Genomic DNA, 24,688 nt, shown 5'->3' with positions numbered 1-24,688 from the left:
CACCGGTCTAGGCTACGGTCAAATGGCCCACAAGGGGGAGGGAGAAGGGGAGCCTATTCGGCCACGCCGGCCATGGCGCCGTTGAGGGGCAGGTTGACGATGATGCGGCTGCCCTTGGGCTCGCGCTTTTCGGCCGAAATGGTGCCGCCATGCATGTTGACGAAGGTGCGCACGATGGAGAGCCCCAGGCCCGCGCCGCGCTGGCGGCCGCCGCTGGCGGGATTGTCGAGCCGGGTGAGGATGGCCGATTTCATTTCCTCGGTCAGCCCCGGGCCCTCGTCGTCGATGACGAACAGCATGCGGTCGCCGCGATGGCTGGCCGAGAGGCGGATTTCGCCGCCCGGCGGTGAGAAGCGCGCCGCGTTGGAAAGGAGATTGTAGAGCACCTGCACCAGCCGCGTGCCGTCGCCGACGAATTCAGGCAGCTCATCGGCTATGGAGACCACCAGGTTCGGCTGGTCGCCCAGAACGTCGGGGAAGGTCGCCATGATCCCGGCCTTGGCCTTGTCGACCAGAGCGGGTACGTCGAGCACTTCGGGCTTGAGTTCGGCAATGCCGGCATCGACCGAGGCGAGGTCGAGAATGTTGTCGATGAGGACGCCCAGGGTCACCGAGGAGGCGCGGATATAGTCGATATATTCGCCCTGCCGCTCGGTGAGGGTCGAGCCCTCGGTGCCCGCCAGCAGGTCGGCAAAGCCGATGATGTTGGTCAGCGGCGAGCGCAGTTCGTAGGAGACGTTCTCGACAAAGGCGTCCTTGAGCCGGTCGGCGGCCACCAGGGCGTCGTTGCGCTCCTTGAGCACCTTGGAATAGGCGGCGCTTTCGGTGACATCGAGGAAGCTCATCATCGTCTGCCCATCCGGCAGGCGGGTGATGGCATAATCGATGAGGCGATTGTCGGAGCGGTTGATGCGGCCGGTCTGGTCGGTGCGGGTGGGGTTGAGGTCGATGATGCCGCGCTTGAGATCGCGCCAGATCGAGGTGCCGTCTTCGGGAATGGCGCGGCCCGAGGCTTCGGCAAGCTGGTCGATATGGGGATTGGTGCCGAGCTCGTTCATCGGCAGCTTCCACAATTTGGACAGCTGCGGATTGGAGAGGGTCAGCCGGCCATTGGTGCCGAACACCGCCACGGCTTCGGAGAGACCGTTGATGGTCTCGCGCAGCACATTGGTGAAGGCCTTGTTGGTGCTTTCCAGCTCCAGCCGCTCGGTCAGGTCTTCGAAGACATAGATGACGCCGCCATCCGGACCCGCCGGCGCCGAGATCACCTTGATGGTGCGCCCGTCGGGCAGATGCCAGGGCTCGGCCTCGAACGGCTCCTTGCGGGTATAGCTCTCGAGGTGCTTGGCGCGCCAGGTATGGTAGTCGACCTGGCTGGGCAGCATGCCCTCGGTGCGCAGCTTGTCGAGAATGGCGCGCTCGTCGACGCCCAAGGCGAGGAATTTGCGGTTGAGTTTCCAGAGCCCGGCATAGGCGGCGTTGAACTGCACCAGCTCGCGCCGGGCATTGAAGATGGCGATCGGCGTCGCCAATGCATCGACGATACCCCCGATATGGGCGAGCGGGGTTTCCGCCTGCGGGGCCGGCGCGGCTTCGTCGGCCGGGCGCAGATAGCCGGCGCGGCCTTCGGCCAGGCCGAACTCGACCAGCTCGAACCGGCCCTGGCGGCCGAAATCGACGGGCAGGCTCACCGGGGTCTCGCTGCCGCGGCAGGCTGCCAGATGGTTGGCAAGGCTGCGCGCATCGAGCAGTTCCGGCACGCCCTGGCCGACCGGCTTGCCGCATTGCTGCGCCAGGGCCAGGTAGGCCGGATTGGCATAGACCAGCCGGTCGTTGTCGTCGCGCAGGAAGGCGGGCTTGCTGAGCAGATGCAGGATGGCGCGGACGCTGTCGGCTTCGCTGGTCGCAAGACCGGTGGCGCTTGGATCGACAAAGGCCGGGCGCAGGCGCAGGGCCGCTGCGCCGCCCAGGACCCAGCCGGTGACCCGCATCAGCCGATTTTCGAGCGTCTTCACGCTGGCCGAAAAGCTGTGGCCATGCATGCGCAGGTTTTCGATCTGGGTGGCAAGGCGATTGGCATCTGCGGCGCCGAGCCAGCTGTGCAGATTGAGAATGCTCTCTGCCGGCCGGCCGGGTGGCAATACAGCAGCGGCCTGGCCGAGAAAGCGGGGGCGGCCGCCATCCTGCTCGGTCCACAGAACGGTCAGTTCGTGCCCGGCGGCGATGAGATTCTCGTATTCGTCGACCATGGCGCGAAGCCCGGCGATCTGTTCGGCGGCGCGGCGACGGGCCATGCGCCCATCGCGCATCAGGCTGCGCACCACGGCCATGGACAAAAGGGCAAAGCCGCCGGCGCCGATGGCAACGGCAATGGGCGCCACACCGCCCAGATTGGCCGGCACCAGGCCCTGGGCCAGAGCGGGGGCAGCGCTCAGAAGGGCCAGAGGCGCGGCAGCCAAGGCTGCGAATCCGCGACGTTTCCGGAGGTGATCCGGCGCCATATGACTGCCCTCTTTCACTGGGTTGCGCTGCCAATCCGGCCATGGGCCGGTACGCTTGCACTCGAAAAACAGGGCTGCCCCGCCGGATCGCTCACTGCGATCCTGGCTGCCCCCAACCCGGTCGACGTGTCCCCCGCCACCCGAATCATTGTGACCATAGCGGGCGCTGGAATCGCGAAAAAGAGTCTTCGTGCCTGTGCGTTGCGGGCAAAGCGTCAGGAAAGGCCTTGACCTGAGAACGAAACAGAAACCCTAACGAAGCGTAAACACCATCGATGCGGATTTGGCCAATACACAGGTTTTGTGCCTATTCGGTACAACTTCATCTGGTTGCGGGGGGAGTAAAGCGCGTTCAGGCCCCCTCGCCGCGTGGCAGGTGGAGGGCGCGCAGTTCTGCCATCTGGGCTGCTTCGGCGCCCGGTCCGGCCCGGTCACGGGCCTCGCCTGTTGCCGCCAGTGCCGGGTCCACTGGCATATAGGTGCGGCTCCAGCGGCTGATCTGGGCCAGGATGGGCAGAAGATCGATACCCTTCTCGGTCAGGGAGTAAATGGCCTTGAGACGATGGCCCGGGTCGTCGGCCCGCGTCAGGATGCCCATCTCAACCAGCCGTGCCAGCCGGTCGGCCAGGATATTGCTCGATATCGCTTCGTCGGACGCCAGAAATTCGCGGTAGCGGCGTTTGCCGGCGAACATCAGGTCGCGAATGATCAGCAGGGTCCATTTGTCGCCAAAGACCTCGAGACCGAGATTGATCGGGCAGCCGGAGCGGAAAGATGTTGACGTCATGGGTTGACTCTAAGGCATATGCTTGTAAAACACAATCACTTGCTTTTTGCAAGCATAGGAGGAAGCCATGAAGACCTTTGTTCTCGTGCATGGAGCCTGGGCCGGTGCCTGGAACTGGGATCTGGTTGCAGCGCAATTGCGCCAGGCCGGCCACCGAGTTCACGTCCCGACCCTGAGCGGGTTGGGCGAGCGATCGCATCTGGCGCAGTTCCCGATCACGCTCACCACCCATATCGACGACATCGTCAACGAGATGGTCTGGCACGATCTGCGCGATGTCGTGCTGGTGGGGCATTCCTATGCCGGCTTCGTCATCACCGGTGTCGCCGAGCGGGCGCTGGAGCGCCTCGCCGCCATTGTTTATCTCGACGCGTTCATCCCGCAGGACGGGCAGGCCTTTGCCGACTTTTTCGGGGCGCCGGAAGGCCCCTTGGCCCCGGTTCCGGAAATCGGCAAGGACGACTATCCGACCGCCGCCTTGACCGAGCAGGTCACCCGGCTGGCCACACCGCAACCATCCGGCTCCTTCACCGAAGCGCTTGCCGTCAGCGGCGCTTATCTCAAGGTGCCCCGCAAGAGTTACATCCTGGCCAGCGGCTGGGATGGCTTTGGCGCCTATGCCAAGCCGCTGCGACACGATCAGGCCTGGAGCGTCCACGACCTCAATTGCGGCCACGACGTGCCCCTGCTGATGCCAGGCGAACTCAGCGCCCTCCTGCTCCAGGCCTAGCGCATCTCTCGTTCTGATTGGTTCAGATCGAGTGCTCTAGGTTTTTGATTTGTCACGTTTTCGAACCAGAAATGTGGTGTCCACTTTTCCTGAAAACGCTCTAAACAAAAAACCCCGGACCGAAGTCCGGGGTTTTCATCAGTAGCGGTATTCGCCGGATTTGAAGGGGCCGTTCTGGCTGACCCCGATATAGTCGGCCTGTTCCCTGGTCAGCTTGGTGAGCTTGGCGCCAAGCTTGGCCAGATGCAATTCGGCGACTTTTTCGTCGAGGTGCTTGGGCAGCACATAGACCTTGTTCTCAAGGGACTTGCCATTGGTCCAGAGTTCGATCTGCGCCAGGGTCTGGTTGGAAAAGCTGGCGGACATGACGAAGCTGGGATGGCCGGTGGCATTGCCCAGATTGACCAGGCGCCCCTCGGACAGCACGATCAACCGGCTGCCATCGGGCTTTTCAACCAGGTCCACCTGCGGCTTCACATTGGTCCATTTGTAGTTGCGCAGCGCCGAGATCTGAATCTCGTTGTCGAAATGGCCGATATTGCAGACGATGGCCATGTCCTTGAGCTTGCGCATGTCGTCGAGCGTCAGCACATCCTTGTTGCCCGTGGCGGTGACCACGATGTCGGCGCGCGGCGCGGCCTCTTCAAGCGTCACGACCTCATAGCCTTCCATGGCCGCCTGCAGCGCGCAGATGGGATCGACCTCGGTCACCAGCACGCGGGCACCGGCGCCGCGCAGGCTTTCGGCCGAGCCCTTGCCCACGTCACCATAGCCGCAGACCACCGCCACCTTGCCGGCCAGCATCACGTCGGTGCCGCGGCGGATCGCATCCACCAGGCTCTCGCGGGTGCCGTATTTGTTGTCGAACTTGGACTTGGTGACGCTGTCATTGACGTTGATGGCCGGGAACGGCAGTTCGCCCTTGGCATGCAGCTGATAGAGCCGCATCACGCCCGTGGTGGTTTCCTCCGAAACACCGCGGATGGCGGCGCGGATGGTCGAGTAGAAATTGGGGTGGGTCGCCAGCCGCTTCCTGATGGTGGCAAAGAAGATTTCCTCTTCCTCATTGCCGGGCTTGTCGAGAATGGACGGGTCGGTCTCGGCCTTGGCGCCGGTCAGCACCAGCATGGTGGCATCGCCGCCGTCGTCGAGAATGAGGTTTGGCGTGCCGCCATCGCCCCATTCCATCATGCGGTCGGTGAAAGCCCAGTATTCTTCCAGGCTCTCCCCCTTATGCGCGAAGACCGGGATGCCGGCGGCGGCAATGGCGGCGGCGGCATGATCCTGGGTCGAGAAGATATTGCAGGAAACCCAGCGCACATCGGCGCCCAGGGCCACCAGCGTCTCGATCAGCACGGCGGTCTGCACGGTCATGTGCAGCGAGCCGGCAATGCGGGCGCCCTTGAGCGGCTGGCTCTGCGCATTTTCCTGGCGGATGGCCATCAGGCCCGGCATTTCGATTTCGGCAATGGTGATTTCCTTGCGGCCGAAATCGGCAAGGGTGATGTCCTTGACCGCGTAGTCGGTCGGGGCACTGGTCATGGGAGTCTCCGGGCATTTCTTTGTGTCTTGCCCCTCCTATACGGGAGGGGGCCGAACCGATCAATGCGGGATATAAAGATACGTTTATATGACCCAGGTTCAGGTCCGCCGCACGGTCATGCGGCCGCGGCGCCGGAATGGCAGCGCAAGGAAGCGGACGAGCCCGGACAGCACCAGATATCCGAGAATGAAGCCGCCCCCGGCATAGAGCACGCCCTCCATGGTCACCGGCACGGCGGGCTTGTAGGCCTCGAGCGTGCGCTGGCCGATATCGGTGTCGAGATAGGCCGGCAGCGCCTGCAGGCGCTCGAGCGGCCCGGCGCCTTCGATGCGCGCCAGCCGCGTCTGCAATTCCTCGTAGCGGGCAAAGGTCTGCGTCATGCTCTCGCCGCGACCGGCGAGAAAGCTGTCGCTCGAGGCATTGTAGCGCCCGAGCGCTGCAGTCCGGTCCATGCCGCCGGCCTCGGCCGCCCGGTCGAAATCTTCGGTGATGACGCGCAATTCATCCACCGCGCCGCCAAGACGCTGGGTATATTGTTGGGCATATTCGGGGAACTGGCTGAGGGTTACGGCCAGCCCGATGCCGCCGACCCCTGCAATAAGCTGCCTCAACACATCCCGGCTCCCCGTTCGCACCGGCTCACTATGGCGCAGGGAAAAGGCAGGAAAAAGTCCTGTTTTGGCCGCCTAGGAGGCTTAGGGGTTCCAGGGCGTCTTGCGCGCTGGCCCGCCCATGCCCAGCACGATCGCGTCGATAAAGGCCGTCTTGTGCTTGGAGTAGGCGGCACGGTCTTCCTGGAAACGCTGGGCGAGTTCGGCCTTCAGCGCCGCATAGTCGTCGCGCACCGCCTTGTCGCTGCGCAGCCGATCCCGGAACATCAGGTGCCGCCGAACCTCATCGGCATCGCTATGCACATGCACATGATGGCTGCGTTCGCCATCGGACCGTCGCTTTATCAGGACCAGCCGGTTTGGGTCGATATAGTTCGGCACATTGGCATAGCCCAGGGCCTCAAGTGCAGGGATGGACGCTACGGCCCGCGTGCGGTCTTCGACATGGATCAGGATGTCGATAATCGGTTTGGAGGGGAGGCCGGGCACCGAGGTCGAGCCGATATGCTCGATTGCCAATGGCGGCTTCTCGAAACAGGCCAGTAAGTTGGAATATTCGGCAGCGAAGGACCTGGCCCAGGCCGGATCATACGGGCTGAGCGCGATTTCGTCGCTCAAGCCTCGGCCCCGTCCACGTCCTCGTCAAAGCCATTGTTGACCAGTTCGACAATGGCTTCGAGGGCCTCGCGTGCCTGTTTGCCAGTGGCCTGGACCAGGATGGTCGAGCCGGGTCCAGCGCCCAGCATCATCAGCCCCATGATGGAATTGCCGGCGACGGATGTCCCGTCCTTGACCACCGAGAGCGTGGCGTCGAAGCATTCGGCCGTGCGCACGAAGCGCGCCGAGGCGCGGGCGTGCAGGCCCTTGCGGTTGACGATGGTCAATTGCTGGGCGAGCGCCCTGCCGGCGTCCATGGATCAGGCCCCGCCGAGGATCGAATTGGCGACGGTGATGTATTTCTTGCCCGCCTCCTGGGCAATGGCGACGGCCTCTTCCATGCCCATCTCGCCGCGCACCCGGCCGAGCTTCACCAGCATGGGCAGGTTGACCCCGGCAATGACCTCGACCTGGCGGTTCTGCATCACCGAAATGGCGAGATTGGACGGAGTGCCGCCGAACATGTCGGTGAGGATGATGACGCCGGCGCCGGTCTCGACTCGGTCGATGGCGGCCAGGATGTCGTCGCGCCGGGTTTCGGCATTGTCTTCGGGACCAATGGCTATGGTTTCCACGTTTTCCTGCGGGCCAACGACGTGTTCCATGGCCAGCTTGAACTCGTCAGCCAGCGCGCCGTGGGTCACCAGAACCAATCCGATCATGCACTTTCCCCAGTCGGTCGCCACGCCGGCCCTGCCGGCGGGCACCAAAAGCCCCCGCATTCGGCCCCGCCTGGTGCCGGTCCGAAAACGGCGGCCAGTCTTGTCTCAGGGCCGTCCGGTTGCAAGGGGTAAATTGTCACGGTTCAGTCAGGTCCAGGCTTGCGCGCACGGCCTCTGCCACCAGCAGCAATTGATGGCCAAGGCTGACGACCCCACCTACGGGCACGGGCGCACGCGGCAGCAGGTGACCCATGATCTCGGTCTGCAGGTCGTCCTCCTCCACCAGCCGGATGAGGTCGGGCACGAGATCAATGACCAGGTCCAGCCGTGCCGCCTCGGCGTGGCGGCGGTGAATGATGCCGCGGCCGCGCAACTCGATCATCCCGGCCAGGCTCGGGGGCGCCACCATCGTCAGTCCGGCCGCGCTCTCGCGCAGGTCCACCCGGTCATCGGAGACGAGCAGCGCGGTCTGCCCGCGCATTTCCCAGCGATCGAGCAGCGCCAGCGCCAGCACCGATTTTCCGGCGCCCGAAGGCCCGCGCAGCAAAACGCCCGAATCGCCCAGCACGAGACCGGTGCCATGCACATTGACTGGCTTACTCATGGGGTGAGTTTATTTGCGCCCTCTTGGCAGCACAATGGTGAAAACCGCCCCGCTCCGGTCGGTACGGTTCTGGGCCTTGATCGTGCCCTTGTGGGCGTCGACGATCTGCTTGGAAATCGACAGGCCGAGGCCCGAATGATTGCCAAAGCTCTCGGTCTCCGGCCGGTCGGTATAAAAGCGCTGGAAGATGCGGCTGACATCCCCGGTAATGCCTGGCCCCTCGTCGGTGACACTGATGGTGATCAGATCGCCCTCGGTCGCTACGCCCACCGTCACCCGCCCCCCCGGCGGGGAGAAGGAGACGGCATTGTCGATGAGATTGGCAAAGACCTGGGCCAGGCGGCTCTCATGGCCGTTGATGGTGGTCGATCCCCGGCCCTGTCGCTTGCCCATGGCCACGATGACGTCGCGTCCGGCGGCCACGTCCTTCTGGATGGCGACCATGGCCTCGGCGAGCTTTTCGACATCCACCATGTCGGCGCTTTCGCGCGCCAGTTCGGCATCGAGCCGGCTGGCACTGGAGATGTCGGTGATCAGCCGGTCGAGGCGCTTGACGTCATGCTGGATGATTTCATTGAGCCGCACCCGGTCCTCGGGCTTCTTGGCCAGGGGCAGGGTTTCGACTGCCGAGCGCAGCGAGGTCAGGGGGTTCTTGAGTTCATGGGCGACGTCGGCGGCGAAGCGCTCGATGGCCTCGATGCGATTATAGAGCGCATCGGTCATGCGGCGGAGGGCGCCGGAGAGGTGGCCGATTTCGTCGGGGCGGTCGGTGAGGTCGGGAATTTCGGCGCGCGCGTCGCCGGCCGTCTGTACCCGTTCGGCCGCAGCCGACAGGCGCCGCATGGGGCCGGCAATCGTGCCGGCCAGGAGCAGCGACAGCGCGATCTGAACCCCGGCGGCGATCAGGGCGATGCGCAATATGCTCCAGCGCTCCTGGGCCACCACCGAGTCGATATCGCCCGGCGCGGTCGAGAGCAGGATGGCCCCGACAATGGCGCGCAGGCGCTGCACCGGCACGGCCACTGAAACGACAAGCTGGCGCTGGCCATCGACGCGCACGAAATCGGCCGGCGCGCCCTGCAGGGCCGAGGCGACCTCGGGGTACCGGTTGCCTTCGTCGGCCTGATATTCCTGATAGGTCGGGTAATTGTCGCCCGGCGCCCAGGAGACGACGGCATTCCACCAATCGAGCAGGAAGAAGTCGTTCTGGCTGGTATCGATGGCCTGGCGCAGCACTTCGCCGCGCGCATAGAGATTGTCGCTGTCGAGGATCAGCAGGCCCTGCTGGTCATAGATGCGGGCCCGTGTCCGGGTCGGCGTGATCAGGTTGCGCAGGAGCGGGGCAATGCGCTCCGGATTGATCGGAAATTCCAGCGACGGATCGAAATAGGACAGAGGCGAGACATTGGCGCCCTGGGCTTCCAGCAGCCGGTCGGGATTGACGGTGATGATGTCGCTATCCACCGTGGCCGAGGCGGCGATGGCGGCGGCGATGATTTCGCCCTGCACGCGCAACGACTGCACCCGCGCATCGATCAGCCCGGCGCGCCACTGGTTGAGGTAGAGAATGCCCACCACCAGCACCAGAAGGCCCGCCATGTTGAGCACGACGATCCGGCGGGTGAGGCTGGAAAAGATGGTGAAATCGACGAAGCGCTGGAAACCCCGGACCAGCTTGGCCAGTGGCACGAGAAACAACCGCCCGCCGCGCTTGCGCGCGGCAGGTTCGGTTTCGGCTTCATCGCCGGCCTTGCGGTCCAGATGCGGGTCGAGGATAGCCACCTCCGCCCCTATTGCTCCTTGAAGCGATAGCCAACACCATAGAGCGTTTCGATCATTTCGAAATCGTCATCGGTTGCCTTGAACTTCTTGCGCAGCCGCTTGATGTGGCTGTCGATGGTGCGGTCGTCGACATAGACCTGGTCGTCATAGGCCGCGTCCATCAGCGCATTGCGCGATTTGACCACGCCCGGGCGCAGCGCCAGCGCCTGCAGGATCAGGAATTCGGTGACGGTCAGGGTCACGCGCTGACCCTTCCAGGTGCAGGTGTGGCGCTCCTCGTCCATGACCAGCGAGCCGCGCTCGATCAGGGCCTTGCCCGGTGCGGGCTCGGCGCCGCCGACACCGCCGGTTGCCGGGTCGCGCGGAGCGGAACGGCGCAGGATGGCCTTGACCCGCTCGACCAAGAGGCGCTGGCTGAACGGCTTGGTGATGAAGTCGTCGGCACCCATCTTGAGGCCGAACAATTCGTCGATCTCTTCGTCCTTGGAGGTGAGGAAGATGACCGGCACGTCCGATTTCTGGCGCAGGCGGCGGAGCAGTTCCATGCCATCCATGCGCGGCATCTTGATATCGAGGATGGCCAGATCCGGGCGGTCAGCGGTGAGCCCTTCGAGGCCCGAGGCGCCATCGGTATAGGTGGCCACCTGATAGCCTTCGGCTTCCAGGGTCAGGGAGACCGAGGTCAGAATATTGCGGTCGTCATCCACCAGGGCGATCTTTGGCATGAGCTGCCTTTCTCTTCGTGACGCTGAGCTTTGTTCGTTGTGTTTGTTTGGCGGCCCCTGCCGGGGTTTTGGCCTTCAGGCGGTGTTGCAGGCGACAATTACGCATTAAATAAGGCGGGGCCAAGTCCTGTGCCAGTATAGCGCAGCCCTTCCCATGCCTCCGACTTCCGTCTTACGACCCTTTTCGGGATGGCTGGCACCGGCCCCCTCCTCCTATTTTGCCGCCATCCCCGCCCCTGCCGGCGGCACACGGAGACGGTATAATGACGGCGTTCGATCATCACACTCTCAGAAACCGACTGGTCGAGGCGGCAGCCTTGCTGGTCGACAACGCCAATGTCCCGCAACTGGTTTCCCGGGCTCTTGCTGATGGCGGCGCGGTGCTGACCGCAGACGGGGCCCTTTCGGTCACTACCGGCGCATTTACCGGCCGCTCGCCCAAGGACAAATTCATCGTCCGCGACGCGCTCACCGCCGACACGGTCTGGTGGGACAATGCCGGGGCGCTCGCTCCCGACAAGTTCGATCTCCTCTTGGCCGATGTCGAAAAGCATCTCGGCGGACAGGCCATCTACCGGCAGGATCTCCTGGCCGGCGCCGATACCGGCCACCAGTATGGCGTCACCGTCATCACCCCCAGCGCCTGGCATGCCCTGTTCATCCGCAACCTGCTCATCCGCAAGGGCGAGGGCATTGCCGAGGCCGCCAATGCCCGCCCGGTGACCATCGTCCATGCGCCGCATTTCAAGGCCGACCCGGCCCGCCATGGCAGCCGCACCGACACGGTCATCGCGCTCGACATGAGCCGCAACCTGGTGCTGATCGCCGGGACGCTCTATGCCGGCGAAATCAAGAAATCGGTGTTCAGCCTCTTCAACTTCCACGCCCCCGCCGCCAATGTGCTGCCCATGCACTGCTCGGCCAATCTGGGTCCGGAAGGCGAGGCGGCATTGTTCTTTGGCCTCTCGGGTACCGGCAAGACCACGCTCTCCAACGACCCCAACCGCCCCCTGATCGGCGATGACGAACATGGCTGGGGCGAGAATGGGGTCTTCAACCTCGAAGGCGGATGCTACGCCAAGACCGTCAAGCTCAGCGCCAGCGCCGAGCCGGAAATCTTCGCCGCGACCCGCCGTTTTGGCACTGTGCTGGAAAATGTCGTTCTGGACGCTGACAATGTGCCAGCGTTTGACGACGTGACGCTGACGGAAAACACCCGTGCGGCCTACCCGATCCATGTCCTGCCCTCGGTGGCCAGGGGCAGCACCGGCGGCACGCCCAAGACCGTGGTCTTCCTCACCGCCGACGCCTTTGGCGTCCTGCCGCCGCTTGCCCGGCTCACCCCGGAACAGGCCGTCTATCACTTCCTCTCCGGCTACACCGCCAAGGTTGCCGGCACCGAACGTGGCGTCACCGAGCCGCAGGCAACCTTCTCGGCCTGCTTCGGCGCCCCCTTCATGCCTTTGCATCCAACGGTTTACGGCGACATGCTGGCCGAGCGGCTGCGCCAGAGCGGCGCCCAGGCCTGGCTGCTCAATACCGGCTGGACCGGCGGCGGGCATGGCGTGGGCAAGCGCATCGATATCGCCTCGACCCGCCGCCTGCTGACCGCGGCGCTGGATGGAGCCCTCGATGACATCGAGACCCGCATCGATCCGCTCTTCGGCTTCGAGGTGCCGGTCGCCGTTCCAGGCGTCGATGCCCGCCTGCTCGATCCCCGCCAGACCTGGGCCGATGGCGATGCCTATGACGCCCAGGCGACAAAGCTGGTGGACCTGTTCCGGCAGAACTTCACCAAGTTCGGGCCCGAGGCCAATGCCGAGGCGGGCCCGAGGCTACAAATGGCCGCTGAGTAAAGCGGCCAGCCGAAACCACAAAGGGCGCCGCGCGGCGCCCTTTTTCATGCGCTGATTTTCACGCCATGCGCGAATAGACCACTTCACGATAGGACTGAAACGACGGAGCCTTTCCCTTCTCCCCTGAGGGGAGAAGAGCCTGCCCCGAACTTGATCCGGGGTGGCCCATAGCGCCGGATAAGGGGTTCACACTCGCGTTCTTGCCGAGAGGCTTGCACCCCTCACCCCATCCCTCTCCCCTGAGGGGCGAGGGGCGATGAAGGCCATGGTTCAGTTTATGGGTGAAATGCTCTGGGGCGCTCCCCCTGATTCAATCAGAAAGAGAAAGCTCTGGTGCCGCGCTGCGCGCCGGCAGCAGCAACAGCGAGGCGGTATCAGTTGGGCGAATAGAAGATGTGGGAATCGACGGCCGCGACGCGGCTGAAGGTATTGGCCCAGTTCGGGCGCACCGCCGTGGTGTGGTAGTAGAGAACCGAGCCGGGAAGCACGCCAACATCCTTGCCGGTGGCAAAGGTCTTGTACACGCGGCTGGCCAGATCGACCGACGTCGCCCAGGCCCGGCGTTCGCCCGGCGTGTCGTCGCGACCATCACAGGCAAAGGTGAACTGGCACTTGTAGCGGCCCTTGTCGGCGTTCTGGTAGATGACGCCGCAGAGCGAGGACGGGAACTTGGCCGAGCGGGCGCGGTTGACGATGACATTGGCCACCGCCATCTGGCCCGAGGCGCTTTCCCCGCGCGCTTCGTGATAGATCGCCTGCGCCAGGCATTCGCGTTCGGAATTGGCGTGGGCGAGGCGCTGGCCGGTGGTCTGGTAGCCATTGGCGACGTAGCTGGCGAGCAGGTCGCTGGTCACCGATGGCTGGCTGCGCGGCCCCATATCGGTGAAGCTGGCAATGGCGGACAGCGCCGTATTGTTACCGCCCAGCGAGCCGCGGGCGATATAGCCCATCAACAGGTCGGTGTTCAGCTCCGGCTGCGGCCCGGACGGGGTGACGTCAACCGAGCGCAGCGCCTGCTGGCGCGCAATGTAATTGGACAGAAGGGCCGAGGTCAGTGGCTGCTGGCCCGCTTCAAGCGGCATCTGCTGGAAGCCGAGGGCCGGCTGCAGGCGCAATTCGGCGATCGCATCGGGAATGGCATTGGGCATGTCCGGCAGGTCGAGCGCATGCGCAGGCGACAGCGTGATGAACAGCGCGAAGGCAGCCGCACCCAGCGCCAGCACTGGTGAAACGATCCGCGCGGCCTTTTTCTGCCAGCCAGATTTCAATGCCCCGTCCTTACCCCTGAGCCTGTCCGGTCTCCCGGCAGGCCTTCTTGGTCGAACCCTGGGCGGGTTCAGCACTTCCCGGCCGCACACTAGCCAAGCCGGAACCGTTATGGAAGTCGAAATTTACGGCTGGTTAACCATAGCGCTTAGCGACTTAAGTTACGGTTAATGGCGCCTCCGGAAAAAGGAAACCCTTGTTTTTGTTCGACTTTGGACGTGCTGAATGGCTCTTTACCCGAACGGATAAAGTTTTAGCGGCTTTGTTTTGTTAACAGTTGTGGCGCCGGGAACACGCCCTAGCGGCTGAAGGCGGCCAGGTGTACGTCCACCAGGCTCCCCATGACGGTGATGCCAAGCGCCTCGAGGTCCGCATCGGGATGGACGAGATCCGGGACCATGATGGTCTGCATGCCGGCAGCATGAGCCGCGCGCACACCGGCATGGCTGTCCTCCAGCGCCAGGCAGCGCAGCGGATCGACCTTGAGCCGGGCGGCAGCGGTCAGATAGGGCTCGGGATGCGGCTTGGGATTGACCACGTCGTCGCGGGTCACCACCGTGTCGAACAGCTCGAGCAGGCCGGCGGCCCCCAGGTGATGCGATGCGTGGGGATTGCGCGATGAGGTCGCCACTGCGGTGGGGATGCCCCTCTGGCGCAGTTCGGTGATGAAGTCGAGCGCGCCGGGCTTGACCGGCACGCCGAGATGGCTGCGCTCGCGCATGGTGAAGCGGCACTTTTCGTCGAACAGCGCATAGGGAAAGGCGACGCCATAGGCCTCGATCAGCAATTGGCTGGTGCGCTCGTGGCTGGAACCGACCATGGACCGGTGCACGTCATGGGTCATTTCGAAACCCAATTCGGTGCAGACATCGAACACGATATCGCGGAAGACGGCCTCGGTATCGAGAAGGGTGCCATCCATATCGAAGATGGCCGCCTCGAACGGATCGAGGCGCTGGCGTTCGGCTTGTGGCATCATGGTTCTGCCTATAGGCCGATTTGGCGGCAACCGCCAGAGACCAGATTGCAGGGCCGGCCTGCGCCCGCTTTGGAAGAGGAAAGAAGAAGACGTGCCCAGCTTTGCTCCGACGCGCCGCCACGAGGATCTGGGCCGGGACTTCTTCGACCCGGTGGCACCGGCCGATTTTCCCATGACGAGGCTGCGCCATCGCGACCTGCGCTGGGCGGAGCGTCTGGGCCTGGGGCAGTTCACCGAGGCGGAATGGCTCTCCCATTTCGGCCGCCTCGATCCCCTGCCCGGCGCATTCCCGCAGCCCCTGGCGCTCAAGTATCATGGCCACCAGTTCCGCAGCTACAATCCGGAACTGGGCGACGGCCGGGGATTCCTTCTGGCGCAATGCATCGATCCGGTTGACGGGCGGCTGCTCGATTTCGGCACCAAGGGTTCGGGCAAGACCCCGTTTTCGCGCGGCGGCGACGGACGGCTGACGCTCAAGGGCGGCGTGCGCGAGGTGCTGGCGACCGAGATGCTGGAAGCGCTGGGCGTCTATACATCGAAATCCTTCTCGCTGGTCGAAACCGGCGAGCAACTCTATCGCGGTGACGAGCCCTCTCCCACCCGCTCCTCGGTGCTGGTGCGGCTCAGCCACAGCCATATCCGCATCGGCAGCTTTCAGCGACAGGCCTATCTCGACAACCACGCCGCGCTTGCCAATCTCGTCGATTACTGCATCGCCAACTATTATCCAGGCCTAGCCGGTGCCGATGATCGTGCGGCCGCGCTGCTCGAGGCCGTCGTGGCGGAAGTGGCCCGGCTGGGCGCGCAGTGGATTGCCGCCGGCTTCGTGCACGGCGTGCTGAACACCGACAATATCAACATCACCGGCGAGAGTTTCGACTACGGCCCCTGGCGCTTCGTGCCCACCTACGATCCCGATTTCACCGCCGCCTATTTCGACGAGACCGGGCTCTACAGCTTCGGCCGCCAGCCCGACACACTGGCCTGGAACCTGACGCGGCTGGCCGAGTGCCTGGTGCCGCTTTCCAGCATCGAACGGCTGGAGCCGGCGCTCAACACCATCTGGCCGCAGTTCCGCGCGCAATTGCCGGCACAGATGCTGCGCCGCCTGGGTCTCAAGCCGCGCAGTGCCGACGAGGACAATGCCCTTGTCTCCGCGCTGTTCGGCTTTCTGGGCCCCAGCCGGGCGCCTTACGAGCAGTTCTTTTTCGATTGGCGCGGCGGGGCGCTCAGCGCCGGGCGCGCCGCATCAAGCCCCAGTGCCGATTTTTATGCATCCGAAGCCTTCCGGCCGGTGGCCGATGCCATGGAGGCCTATGCGCCCATCGACGGGGTCAATCTCGACCACCCCTATTTTGCACGGGCCCAGCCGCGCACCATGCTTATCGACGAGGTCGAGGCCATATGGGCGCCCATTGCCGAGCGGGATGACTGGAGCCAGTTCGAAAGCACACTTTCGGAAATCGCCGAGATGCGCGATGCCTATGGCATAACGGTTTGAGGAGGACACCATGCCGATCTTCGCCCTGGACGAGATAGCGCCCCAGATCGACCCCGATGTCGGGTTCATTGCCCCCAATGCCACGATCATCGGCGATGTGGTGATCGGTGCCGAAGCGGGGATTTGGTTCGGCGTCGTCATTCGCGGCGACATCGAGCGCATCAGTATTGGCGCACGGACCAATGTGCAGGAAAATGCCGTGCTGCACACCGACGCGGATTTTCCGCTGGTCATCGGGCGCGATGTGACCATCGGACATGCGGCCATCGTTCATGGCTGCACCATCGGCGACAACAGCCTTGTTGGCATGGGAGCCACGGTGCTCAACGGAGCCCGGATTGGGAAAAACTGCCTGATCGGCGCCAATGCGCTGATCACCGAGAACAAGATCATTCCGGACAATTCCCTGGTCATGGGGGCGCCCGGCAAGGTGGTGCGGGAAATCGACGCCGAGGGCATCAAAGCCCTCTCGGCTTCCGCCGAACGCTATGTCCGCAATGCACGCCGGTTTGCCGCGGGACTGAAGCCGGTCGGCCGGCCGGGCCTCGACTTCGACCCGGGCTAGATCGTTGGAAGCCTACCCGATCTCGTAGGGAACAACGCCGCGCCGGTCGGGCGGCACGATGATGCCGGCGGCCAGCGGCGGCACCGAGCGCTGCGGGCAATTGCGCCGCTCGCAGATGCGGCAGGAGATGCCGATGGGATCGAAGGCGGTGCGCATCAGGTCGAGATCGTCGGCATAGACCAGCCTGCTCGCATGGCTGACTTCACAGCCCAGGGCATAGGCATAGCGCCGAGTGGTGCCGCGATAGCCGCCCATGCGTTTTTCCGTCGACCAGGCCAGGCAGAGATAGCGGTTGCCGTCCGGGGTTTCGGCCAGTTGGCGGATGATCTGCCCATGCGCCTCGAAGGCCCGATGCACGTTCCAGAGCGGACAGGCGCCGCCGAAGCGGGCAAATTGCAGCGCCGTTGCCGAGTGGCGCTTGGTAATGGTGCCGGCCGCATCGACGCGCGCAAAGAAGAAGGGAATGCCGCGCTCGCGCGGGCGCTGCATGGTCGAAAGGCGATGAGCGACCTGTTCGAGGCTGGCGCCGAACAGGCGCGCCAGGTCCTCGATATCGTAGCGCAGGGCGTCGGCGGCGGCGAGGAATGACCCATAGGGCATCTGCAGGGCCCCCGCGAAATAGTTGGCCAGCCCCATCCGGGCCACGGCCCGCGCCTCCGGGGCCTTGAAACTGGCCTGGTCGAGCAGGCTATCGAGCACCGCGCCCTGTTCGAATTCGCACAGAAGTGCCGCGATGCGGAAAAACTGGCTGGCCGGTTCGAGATGGCCATTGAGGGTCAGGCTGCGCGCGGCGCGATCGAAACGCGAGAGTGTTTCATCGGCCTGGCGGGGGTCGAGCTCCACGGAAATGCCGTGCCGGTCGCCACAATGGGCGATCAGCGCCCGCAACCGGTCCGAGCCGGGTTGGCCCAGGCGCGCGGAGAGGGCCTCGGCGGCGCGATCGAGCGGGTCGATATAGTTGTCGGCATAGTGGAAGAAGTCGCGCACCTCCTCATAGGCCGTCTGCACGCTGGCCTGCGGGTCTCGGGCCAGGGCTGCGTCCATATTGGCCAGGCGCTCATTGGTCTTGCGATAGGCCTCGTAGAGTTGCAGCACGGCACGGCCGATATCTGGCGCATTGGTGGCGACGGTCTTGACGTCCTGCAAGTTCGGCGCCGCATCGCCGAACACCGGATCGGCCAGGGCTTCGCGCAGGTCCACCACCAGGCGGTCGGAGGCGTCGGTCGAGAGCGAAGCCAGGTCCAGATTGAACTGTTCGGACAGCGCCAGCATCACCGCCGCGGTCAGGGGCCGCTGATTGGATTCGAGCTGATTGACGTAGGACGCGGAGATATCGAGCCGCGCCGCCAGTTCGGCCTGGGTCAGTTTCAGTTGCGTCCTGAGAGCGCGCAATCGGGCCCCCGCGAAAACCTTCCTGCCCGCCATGTTCACAAATCCACAAAATTACAAAGTGAGCTTTGTGTGTTTGTAACACACCCGCGCTTTCCTGTCTTGGGTTCGCCAAACCTTGGGGATAGTGTCCGCCCCAATCAGCCGCATGGAGCCAGCTATGAAGATTCACGACGTCCGCACCTACAAGTCCGCCGAGCCGCTGGCGCGCGAAGACCAATTGGCCTGGAAGCTCGCCGCCGTGGCGACCGACCCGGTGCCGGTCGAGGACGACGTGATCGAAATGATCGGCAACCGCATCATCGACAATGCTGCGGTGGCCGCCGCCTCCATCGCCCGCGGCCCCATCCGTTCGGCCCGGGCGCAGGCGCTGGGCCATCCCTCGCCGCGCGGCGCCGCCGTCTTTGGCCTGGCTGCCGACACGCTGGTGTCACCCGAATGGGCCGCCTGGGCCAATGGTGTCGCGGTGCGCGAGCTCGACTTCCACGACACGTTCCTGGCCGCCGATTACAGCCACCCCGGCGACAATATCCCGCCCATTCTGGCCGTTGCTCAGGCCAAGGGGCTCGATGGCGCGGCGCTGGTGCGCGGGCTCGCCGCCGGCTACGAAATCCAGGTCGATCTGGTCAAGGGCATCTGCCTGCATGAGCACAAGATCGACCACATCGCCCATCTCGGCCCCTCGGCTGCAGGCGGTATCGGCGCCCTGTTGGGTCTTTCCACCGAAGTGACCTATCAGGCCATCCAGCAGGCCCTGCACACGACCACGACGACGCGCCAGTCGCGCAAGGGCGAGATTTCCACCTGGAAGGCCTATGCCCCAGCCTTTGCCGGCAAGATGGCCATCGAGGCGGTGGACCGCGCCATGCGTGGCGAGGGTGCACCCTCCCCGGCCTATGAGGGCGAGGACGGTTTCATCGCCTGGCTGCTCTCTGGCCCGTCCGCGCGCTATCACGTGCCGCTGCCGGAAAAGGGCGAGGCCAAGCGCGCCATCCTTGATACCTATACCAAGGAATATTCGGCCGAATATCAGAGCCAGGCGCTGATCGACCTGGCCCGTCGCATGGGCCCCAAGATCGGCGACCTTAGCAAGATCAAGTCGATCCTGATCCGCACCAGCCATCACACGCACTATGTCATCGGCACCGGCGCCAATGACCCGCAGAAGATGGATCCGAACGCATCGCGCGAAACGCTGGATCACTCGATCATGTATATCTTTGCGGTAGCGCTCGAGGATGGCGGCTGGCACCACGAAAAGAGCTATGCGCCCGAACGCGCCCGTCGCCCGGAAACCGTGGCGCTCTGGCACAAGATCACCACCGAGGAGGACCCGGTCTGGACCCAGCGCTACCACGCCAAGGGCGAGGACATGGCCTATGGCGGCCAGGTGATCGTCACGCTCGAGGACGGCACGACCATCACCGACGAGCTTGGCGTGGCCGATGCCCATCCCAATGGCGCCCGTCCGTTCAAGCGCGCAAATTACATCGAGAAGTTCCGCACCCTGGCCGAGGGCATTGTCAGCAAGGACGAACAGGACCGGTTCCTCGCTCTGGTCGAACGCCTGCCGACCCTTTCTGCCGCCGAGGTCATGGCGCTCAATTTCGTCGTGACGGCCGACCGGCTGGGTCCGGACGCCCCTGCCGGCATCTTCTGAAGGAGGACAGCATGACCGAGGCACCAGGCTTCAAGCCCAAGAAATCGGTGGCGCTTTCGGGCGTCACCGCCGGCAATACCGCGCTGTGCACTGTCGGCCGCACCGGCAATGACCTGCATTATCGCGGCTATGACATTCTCGATCTCGCGGAAACCAGCGAGTTTGAGGAGGTTGCGCATCTTCTGGTGCATGGCAGCCTGCCCACCGCGTCCCAGCTTGCCGCCTACAAGGGCAAGCTCAAGGCGCTGCGCGGCCTGCCGCAGGCCGTCAAGGCCGCGCTCGAAGCCTTGCCGGCGGCGGCCCATCCCATGGACGTCATGCGCACCGGCGTCTCGGCCCTGGGCTGCGTGCTGCCGGAAAGCCACGACCACAATGGCCCCGATGCGCGCACCATTGCCGACCGGCTGATGGCGAACCTCGGTTCAATGCTGCTCTATTGGTACCACTTTGCCCATAATGGCCGCCGCATCGTGGTCGAAACCGACGATGACAGCATTGGCGGGCATTTCCTGCACCTGCTGCACGGCAAGGCCCCGAGCCAGGATTGGGTGCGGGCCATGCACACCTCGCTCATCCTCTATGCCGAGCACGAGTTCAACGCATCGACCTTCACCGCCCGCGTCATCGCCGGAACGGGATCGGACATGTATTCGGCCATTGCCGGCGCCATTGGTGCGTTGCGCGGGCCCAAGCATGGCGGCGCCAACGAGGTCGCCTTCCAGATCCAGGAGCGTTACGCCACCCCGGACGCGGCCGAGGCCGATATCCGCCGCCGCGTCGAGAACAAGGAAGTCATCATCGGCTTCGGGCACCCGGTCTATACCGTTTCGGACCCGCGCAATGTGGTGATCAAGCGCGTCGCCAAATCCCTTGCCGACACGGCAGGGGCCCAGCGCCAATATGCAATTGCCGAGCGCATTGAATCCACCATGATGGAGATCAAGCGCATGTTCCCCAATCTCGACTGGTTCAGCGCCGTTTCCTACAATCTGATGGGCGTTCCGACCGCCATGTTCACACCGCTCTTCGTCATCGCCCGCACCTCCGGCTGGTCGGCGCATGTGATCGAGCAGCGCGAGGACGGCAAGATCATCCGCCCCTCCGCCAATTATACCGGGCCCGAAGACCTCGCCTTCGTGCCCCTCAAGGACCGCAAGGACTGACCCATGCCCTATCTCGTCGCCGACGATCTGCCGCGCGAAACCGCCGGCCGCCGCTTCCGCGCCCTGCTCGAGCGGCCGCAGATCCTGCAACTGCCGGGCGCGCATAACGGTCAGGCGTCGATCCAGGCCCGCAGGGCCGGCTTTGAGGCGCTGTACCTGTCGGGCGCGGCCATGACCGCCTCCATGGGTATCCCGGACCTGGGCATAATCACCGTGGACGAAGTCAGCTTCTTCATCCGCCAGATCGCCCGGGCCTCGGGCCTGCCTCTGCTCGTGGACGGTGACACCGGCTATGGCGAGGCGCTCAATGTCATGCACATGGTGCGCACCTTCGAGGATGCCGGTGCCGGCGCGGTGCATCTGGAAGACCAGTTGCTGCCCAAGAAGTGCGGCCATCTCAACGACAAGAAGCTCGCCGATGCCCATGACATGGCGGCCAAGGTCGCGGCTGCGGCCAAGGCCCGGCGCGATCTCGTCATCATCGCCCGCACCGATGCCGCCGCCAGCGAAGGCCTCGACGGTGCCGTGGCGCGCGCCAGGCTCTATGTGCAGGCCGGCGCCGACGCCATTTTCCCCGAAGCGCTGACGACGGTCGACATGTTCCGCGACTTCGCCAAGGCCATGCCGGGGGTAAAACTGCTCGCCAACATGACCGAGTTCGGCCGGACGCCCTATCTCACCGCCGCCGAGTTCGAGGCTCTGGGTTATTCGATGGTGATCTGGCCGGTGTCGTCCCTGCGCGTCGCCAACAAGGCCCAGGAAAAGCTCTATGCCACCATCAAGCGCGATGGCGGCACCAAGGCCATGCTGGACGAGATGCAGACACGCCAGGAACTCTACGATACGATCGGCCTGCACGACTACGAGGCGCTCGACGCCTCCATCATCAAGACCGTCGTTCCCTAGTATGTTCTCGGGGCCGCGATTTGCCTTCCATTTACCAATCGGCAAGTTCGTTTCACCTGTAAGCCACTCATCAATGCTCCGGCTCTAGGATCGGTTCTGAATTGGGGACGGCAGCAACAGGATAGCGCGGACAATGGCGGAGGGCCTTACCGACGGGCACCGAAAGTTCTGGCGCGGGATCATCGTGATCCCGACGCTGCTTGCCGCCACCGTGGTGCTGATCGTGGGCTTCCTGCTCGACCGGCAGAATGCCGAAATCACCGATGGCCAGCAGCGCGCGCATGTGCTGTCGGAACTCTCCGTGCTGCGCGCCAAGCTCGAGGGCAATGTCACCAGCAATATCCAGCTGGTGCGGGGCCTGGTGGCGACCATTTCCACCGAGCCGGACATGGACCAGGCGCGCTTCGAGGCCCTGGTCTCCAATATTTTCCAGGAAGACAGCCAGCTCCGTTCCATCGCCGCCGCGCCCGATCTGGTCATCTCCATGACCTATCCGCTCAAGGGCAACGAGGCCGCCATCGGTCTCGACTACCGCTCGACGCCGGCCCAGTGGCAATCGGTGCGCTGGGTGCTGGAGTCGGGCAAGCTCAACATCGCCGGACCCGTCGATCTGGTGCAGGGTGGACAGGGTTTTGTCGGCCGCTTTCCGGTCTATGCCAATCGCGGCGAAGGCAATCAGTTCTGGGGCATCATTGCTGCCGTGGTCGATGTGGAGCGCCTCTATGTCGATAGCGGGCTGCGCGACCCGGACCTCGACATCGAAGTCTCCATCAGCGGCAAGGATGGCGCCGGCAGCATCGGCGGGCGCTTCTTCGGACCCGACCTGAGCGCGGACAACCCGGTTCTGGCGGAAGTGGCCTTGCCCTCGGGCACCTGGCAACTGGCCGCGGCACCCAAGGCCGGCTGGGGCGCCAACCCTGTTTATCTGTGGGCCACCCGTGCCCTGATCGCCCTGGGCGGCGGACTGATCCTGCTGCCCATCGTGGTGACGGCCGGCATGATTGCCCAGCGCCAGGATCATATTCGCGAGCTCGGCTCGCGCGAAGCCGAACTCCGGCGCCTGACCCGGCGCCTGAACCTCGCCATCGATGTGTCAAAGGTGGGTGTGTGGGAGCTGGATCTGGTCACCGACCACCTGGTCTGGGACGATCGCATGAACGAGCTCTACGGCCTGCCAGCCGATGGTGGCGCGCGCGACTACACCCATTGGCGCACAGCGCTGCACCCCGACGACCTGGCCCAGGCCGAGATCGACTTCACGCACGGCATCAAGACGGGCCACTACCAGTCCGAATTCCGGGCGCGCCATCCGGACGGGTCCGTGCGGCATGTGCGAGCCATGGGGGCCGTCTTTGCCGATGACGGGCAGCACCCGCGCATCCTGGGCGTCAACTGGGACGTTTCCAATGACGTCCTGCTGCGCGACGACCTGCGCCTGGCCAAGCTTCAGGCCGAAGCCCGCGCCAGTGACCTCGAGGCGGCCCGCGTCAGCATCGAGCACAATGCACTCCACGACAGCCTGACCGGCCTGCCCAACCGGCGTTATCTCGACGAGGTGCTGCGCCGCCACGCCGCCGATGGCTATCACGGCAGCGGGTCCATCGCCCTGCTGCATATCGATCTCGACCGCTTCAAGCAGATCAACGACACGTTGGGCCACGCGGCGGGCGATGCCATGCTGATCCACGCCAGCCGCATCCTGCGCGCCAATTGCCGGGAGACCGATTTCGTGGCCCGGATCGGCGGCGACGAATTCCTCATCGTTTCGACGGCCGGTGCCAATAACCGGCGGCTGGAGCTGATGGCCGAGCGCATCGTGCGCGAAATGCGTAAGCCGACCCTGCACGAGGGCCACGAAATCCGCTTCGGCGTCAGCATCGGGGTCGCAACCCGGCGGGCCTCCGACATCGATGTGCGGCAGCTGCTGGTCAATGCCGATATCGCGCTCTATCGCGCCAAGGCCATGGGCCGCAATCGGCATGAACTGTTCTCCGAGGCGCTGCAGGCCGAGGTCATCCATACCAAGCGCGTGGCGGACGAAGTGCTCAAGGGCCTCGAGGCCAGGAGCTTCCTTGCACATTATCAACCGCAGTTCGACGCCACGACACTCGATCTGGTCGGGGTCGAAGCGCTTGTGCGCTGGCAGCATCCCGAGCAGGGGATCAAGGGCCCCGACAGTTTCCTCGACATTGCCGAAGAGCTCAATGTCATGGCCCAGATCGACCAGATCGTGCTCGAACAGAGCCTGAGCGACCTCAAGCGCTGGGACGAGATGGGGCTCAAGGTTCCCCGCGTTTCGGTCAATGTGTCGCTGCGCCGGCTGACCGACGAAGGCCTGGTGGCAGGTCTGTCGGCCCTGCACCTGCCGGCTGGTCGCGTGGCGTTCGAGCTGGTCGAATCCATCTATCTCGATGAAAGCGATGGTGCCGTCGCCTGGAATATCGACAAGATCAAGGAGATGGGCATCGACGTCGAGATCGACGATTTCGGCACCGGCTATGCCTCCATCGTTTCCCTGCAGAAACTGCATCCGAAACGCCTCAAGATCGACCGGCAGCTGGTCATGCCCATTCTCGACCAGCCGGCGCAGCGGCGGCTGGTCGCCTCGATCGTGGACATTGGCAAATCCATGGATATCGAGATCGTCGCCGAGGGCGTCGAGACCATGGAGCACGCTACCATATTGCGCGATCTGGGCTGCGATATCCTGCAGGGATATGCCTTTGCCCGGCCCATGAGCCGGCAGGCCCTTGAAACCTTCCTGGGCGAGAAAAGCCGGAAAAAGGCGGGCTGACCGCCCG

General features: G+C 64.4%; 21 protein-coding genes. 8 read left to right on the top strand and 13 right to left on the bottom strand.

The window, feature by feature from the left end; genetic code table 11:
• Nucleotides 1-53: 53 nt before the first annotated feature.
• Together KIT02_RS14440 and KIT02_RS14435 are read right to left on the bottom strand one after the other, a co-directional pair.
• On the bottom strand, nt 54-2,459 hold the full coding sequence (locus KIT02_RS14440; RefSeq protein ID WP_297579014.1) for an ATP-binding protein: 2,406 nt from the start codon (nt 2,457-2,459) through the stop codon (nt 54-56).
• Between the two features lie 394 nt (nt 2,460-2,853).
• The gene (locus KIT02_RS14435) at nt 2,854-3,288 is read right to left on the bottom strand and encodes a helix-turn-helix domain-containing protein (RefSeq protein ID WP_297579011.1); all 435 of its coding nucleotides are present in this window, start codon (nt 3,286-3,288) and stop codon (nt 2,854-2,856) included.
• 67 nt (nt 3,289-3,355) lie between these two features.
• Here KIT02_RS14435 and KIT02_RS14430 point away from each other — a divergent pair, with 67 nt between their 5' ends.
• Entirely contained in the window at nt 3,356-4,018 is a 663-nt protein-coding gene (locus KIT02_RS14430) for an alpha/beta fold hydrolase (protein WP_297579008.1), read from the top strand.
• A 138-nt stretch (nt 4,019-4,156) separates the two neighbouring features.
• On the opposite strand, the gene ahcY is transcribed toward KIT02_RS14430, so the two are convergent.
• From ahcY to KIT02_RS14390, 8 genes are all read right to left on the bottom strand, one after another.
• A complete protein-coding gene (ahcY, locus tag KIT02_RS14425) occupies nt 4,157-5,560 on the bottom strand; it encodes an adenosylhomocysteinase (protein ID WP_297579006.1) in 1,404 nt (467 codons plus the stop codon).
• A gap of 99 nt (nt 5,561-5,659) precedes the next feature.
• On the bottom strand, nt 5,660-6,172 hold the full coding sequence (locus tag KIT02_RS14420; protein ID WP_297579001.1) for a DUF2937 family protein: 513 nt from the start codon (nt 6,170-6,172) through the stop codon (nt 5,660-5,662).
• A gap of 84 nt (nt 6,173-6,256) precedes the next feature.
• Nucleotides 6,257-6,790, bottom strand: a complete 534-nt coding sequence (locus tag KIT02_RS14415; RefSeq protein ID WP_297578998.1) for a GrpB family protein — start codon at nt 6,788-6,790, stop codon at nt 6,257-6,259.
• Nucleotides 6,787-7,086 (bottom strand): HPr family phosphocarrier protein, encoded by a 300-nt coding sequence (locus KIT02_RS14410; RefSeq protein WP_297578995.1) that lies wholly within the window; start codon nt 7,084-7,086, stop codon nt 6,787-6,789. The genes KIT02_RS14415 and KIT02_RS14410 overlap by 4 nt, the downstream gene beginning before the upstream one ends.
• A gap of 3 nt (nt 7,087-7,089) precedes the next feature.
• Nucleotides 7,090-7,491, bottom strand: coding sequence for a PTS sugar transporter subunit IIA (locus tag KIT02_RS14405; protein WP_297578991.1), 402 nt, complete (start codon nt 7,489-7,491; stop codon nt 7,090-7,092).
• Nucleotides 7,492-7,627: 136 nt separating this feature from the next.
• On the bottom strand, nt 7,628-8,095 hold the full coding sequence (locus KIT02_RS14400) for an HPr kinase/phosphatase C-terminal domain-containing protein (RefSeq protein WP_297578988.1): 468 nt from the start codon (nt 8,093-8,095) through the stop codon (nt 7,628-7,630).
• A 9-nt stretch (nt 8,096-8,104) separates the two neighbouring features.
• Nucleotides 8,105-9,877, bottom strand: coding sequence for a sensor histidine kinase (locus tag KIT02_RS14395; protein ID WP_297578985.1), 1,773 nt, complete (start codon nt 9,875-9,877; stop codon nt 8,105-8,107).
• A gap of 8 nt (nt 9,878-9,885) precedes the next feature.
• Nucleotides 9,886-10,602, bottom strand: coding sequence for a response regulator transcription factor (locus tag KIT02_RS14390; protein ID WP_297578983.1), 717 nt, complete (start codon nt 10,600-10,602; stop codon nt 9,886-9,888).
• Between the two features lie 263 nt (nt 10,603-10,865).
• On the opposite strand from KIT02_RS14390, the gene pckA reads away from it, so the two are divergent.
• On the top strand, nt 10,866-12,458 hold the full coding sequence (pckA, locus tag KIT02_RS14385) for a phosphoenolpyruvate carboxykinase (ATP) (protein WP_297578980.1): 1,593 nt from the start codon (nt 10,866-10,868) through the stop codon (nt 12,456-12,458).
• Nucleotides 12,459-12,832: 374 nt separating this feature from the next.
• Here pckA and KIT02_RS14380 read toward each other — a convergent pair whose 3' ends face one another.
• Complete coding sequence (locus KIT02_RS14380; protein WP_297578977.1) at nt 12,833-13,726, bottom strand: cell wall hydrolase; 894 nt, start codon at nt 13,724-13,726, stop codon at nt 12,833-12,835.
• Nucleotides 13,727-14,022: 296 nt separating this feature from the next.
• Nucleotides 14,023-14,700, bottom strand: a complete 678-nt coding sequence (locus tag KIT02_RS14375) for an HAD family phosphatase (RefSeq protein ID WP_297578974.1) — start codon at nt 14,698-14,700, stop codon at nt 14,023-14,025.
• A 94-nt stretch (nt 14,701-14,794) separates the two neighbouring features.
• Between KIT02_RS14375 and KIT02_RS14370 the strand changes: the two genes are divergently transcribed.
• Together KIT02_RS14370 and KIT02_RS14365 are read left to right on the top strand one after the other, a co-directional pair.
• The gene (locus tag KIT02_RS14370) at nt 14,795-16,204 is read left to right on the top strand and encodes a protein adenylyltransferase SelO (protein ID WP_297578971.1); all 1,410 of its coding nucleotides are present in this window, start codon (nt 14,795-14,797) and stop codon (nt 16,202-16,204) included.
• A 10-nt stretch (nt 16,205-16,214) separates the two neighbouring features.
• Nucleotides 16,215-16,769 (top strand): gamma carbonic anhydrase family protein, encoded by a 555-nt coding sequence (locus tag KIT02_RS14365; RefSeq protein ID WP_297578968.1) that lies wholly within the window; start codon nt 16,215-16,217, stop codon nt 16,767-16,769.
• Between the two features lie 12 nt (nt 16,770-16,781).
• On the opposite strand, the gene KIT02_RS14360 is transcribed toward KIT02_RS14365, so the two are convergent.
• The gene (locus tag KIT02_RS14360) at nt 16,782-18,194 is read right to left on the bottom strand and encodes a helix-turn-helix transcriptional regulator (RefSeq protein WP_297578964.1); all 1,413 of its coding nucleotides are present in this window, start codon (nt 18,192-18,194) and stop codon (nt 16,782-16,784) included.
• A 124-nt stretch (nt 18,195-18,318) separates the two neighbouring features.
• Between KIT02_RS14360 and KIT02_RS14355 the strand changes: the two genes are divergently transcribed.
• The 4 genes from KIT02_RS14355 to KIT02_RS14340 all read left to right on the top strand — a co-directional run bounded on the left by KIT02_RS14355 (nt 18,319) and on the right by KIT02_RS14340 (nt 24,681).
• Nucleotides 18,319-19,818, top strand: a complete 1,500-nt coding sequence (locus KIT02_RS14355; protein WP_297578961.1) for an MmgE/PrpD family protein — start codon at nt 18,319-18,321, stop codon at nt 19,816-19,818.
• An 11-nt stretch (nt 19,819-19,829) separates the two neighbouring features.
• On the top strand, nt 19,830-20,981 hold the full coding sequence (gene prpC, locus KIT02_RS14350) for a 2-methylcitrate synthase (protein WP_297578958.1): 1,152 nt from the start codon (nt 19,830-19,832) through the stop codon (nt 20,979-20,981).
• A gap of 3 nt (nt 20,982-20,984) precedes the next feature.
• Nucleotides 20,985-21,887, top strand: a complete 903-nt coding sequence (prpB, locus tag KIT02_RS14345; RefSeq protein WP_297578954.1) for a methylisocitrate lyase — start codon at nt 20,985-20,987, stop codon at nt 21,885-21,887.
• A 133-nt stretch (nt 21,888-22,020) separates the two neighbouring features.
• Nucleotides 22,021-24,681 (top strand): EAL domain-containing protein, encoded by a 2,661-nt coding sequence (locus tag KIT02_RS14340; RefSeq protein ID WP_297578951.1) that lies wholly within the window; start codon nt 22,021-22,023, stop codon nt 24,679-24,681.
• Nucleotides 24,682-24,688 lie beyond the last annotated feature (7 nt).

Origin of the sequence: Devosia sp. (assembly GCF_025809055.1) — a bacterium.
Lineage (GTDB): Bacteria > Pseudomonadota > Alphaproteobacteria > Rhizobiales > Devosiaceae > Devosia.
This window is presented reverse-complemented; position numbering and strand designations above follow the sequence as displayed.

Excerpts from the sequence above, each read along its gene's own strand:
- KIT02_RS14375 (WP_297578974.1), bottom strand. The coding sequence starts at position 14,700 with ATGCCACAAGCCGAACGCCAGCGCCTCGATCCGTTCGAGGCGGCCATC.
- KIT02_RS14390 (WP_297578983.1), bottom strand. The coding sequence starts at position 10,602 with ATGCCAAAGATCGCCCTGGTGGATGACGACCGCAATATTCTGACCTCG.
- KIT02_RS14340 (WP_297578951.1), top strand. The coding sequence starts at position 22,021 with ATGGCGGAGGGCCTTACCGACGGGCACCGAAAGTTCTGGCGCGGGATC.
- KIT02_RS14435 (WP_297579011.1), bottom strand. The coding sequence starts at position 3,288 with ATGACGTCAACATCTTTCCGCTCCGGCTGCCCGATCAATCTCGGTCTC.
- KIT02_RS14400 (WP_297578988.1), bottom strand. The coding sequence starts at position 8,095 with ATGAGTAAGCCAGTCAATGTGCATGGCACCGGTCTCGTGCTGGGCGAT.
- KIT02_RS14360 (WP_297578964.1), bottom strand. The coding sequence starts at position 18,194 with ATGGCGGGCAGGAAGGTTTTCGCGGGGGCCCGATTGCGCGCTCTCAGG.
- KIT02_RS14405 (WP_297578991.1), bottom strand. The coding sequence starts at position 7,491 with ATGATCGGATTGGTTCTGGTGACCCACGGCGCGCTGGCTGACGAGTTC.
- KIT02_RS14355 (WP_297578961.1), top strand. The coding sequence starts at position 18,319 with ATGAAGATTCACGACGTCCGCACCTACAAGTCCGCCGAGCCGCTGGCG.
- ahcY (WP_297579006.1), bottom strand. The coding sequence starts at position 5,560 with ATGACCAGTGCCCCGACCGACTACGCGGTCAAGGACATCACCCTTGCC.
- pckA (WP_297578980.1), top strand. The coding sequence starts at position 10,866 with ATGACGGCGTTCGATCATCACACTCTCAGAAACCGACTGGTCGAGGCG.
- prpC (WP_297578958.1), top strand. The coding sequence starts at position 19,830 with ATGACCGAGGCACCAGGCTTCAAGCCCAAGAAATCGGTGGCGCTTTCG.
- KIT02_RS14430 (WP_297579008.1), top strand. The coding sequence starts at position 3,356 with ATGAAGACCTTTGTTCTCGTGCATGGAGCCTGGGCCGGTGCCTGGAAC.
- prpB (WP_297578954.1), top strand. The coding sequence starts at position 20,985 with ATGCCCTATCTCGTCGCCGACGATCTGCCGCGCGAAACCGCCGGCCGC.
- KIT02_RS14365 (WP_297578968.1), top strand. The coding sequence starts at position 16,215 with ATGCCGATCTTCGCCCTGGACGAGATAGCGCCCCAGATCGACCCCGAT.
- KIT02_RS14410 (WP_297578995.1), bottom strand. The coding sequence starts at position 7,086 with ATGGACGCCGGCAGGGCGCTCGCCCAGCAATTGACCATCGTCAACCGC.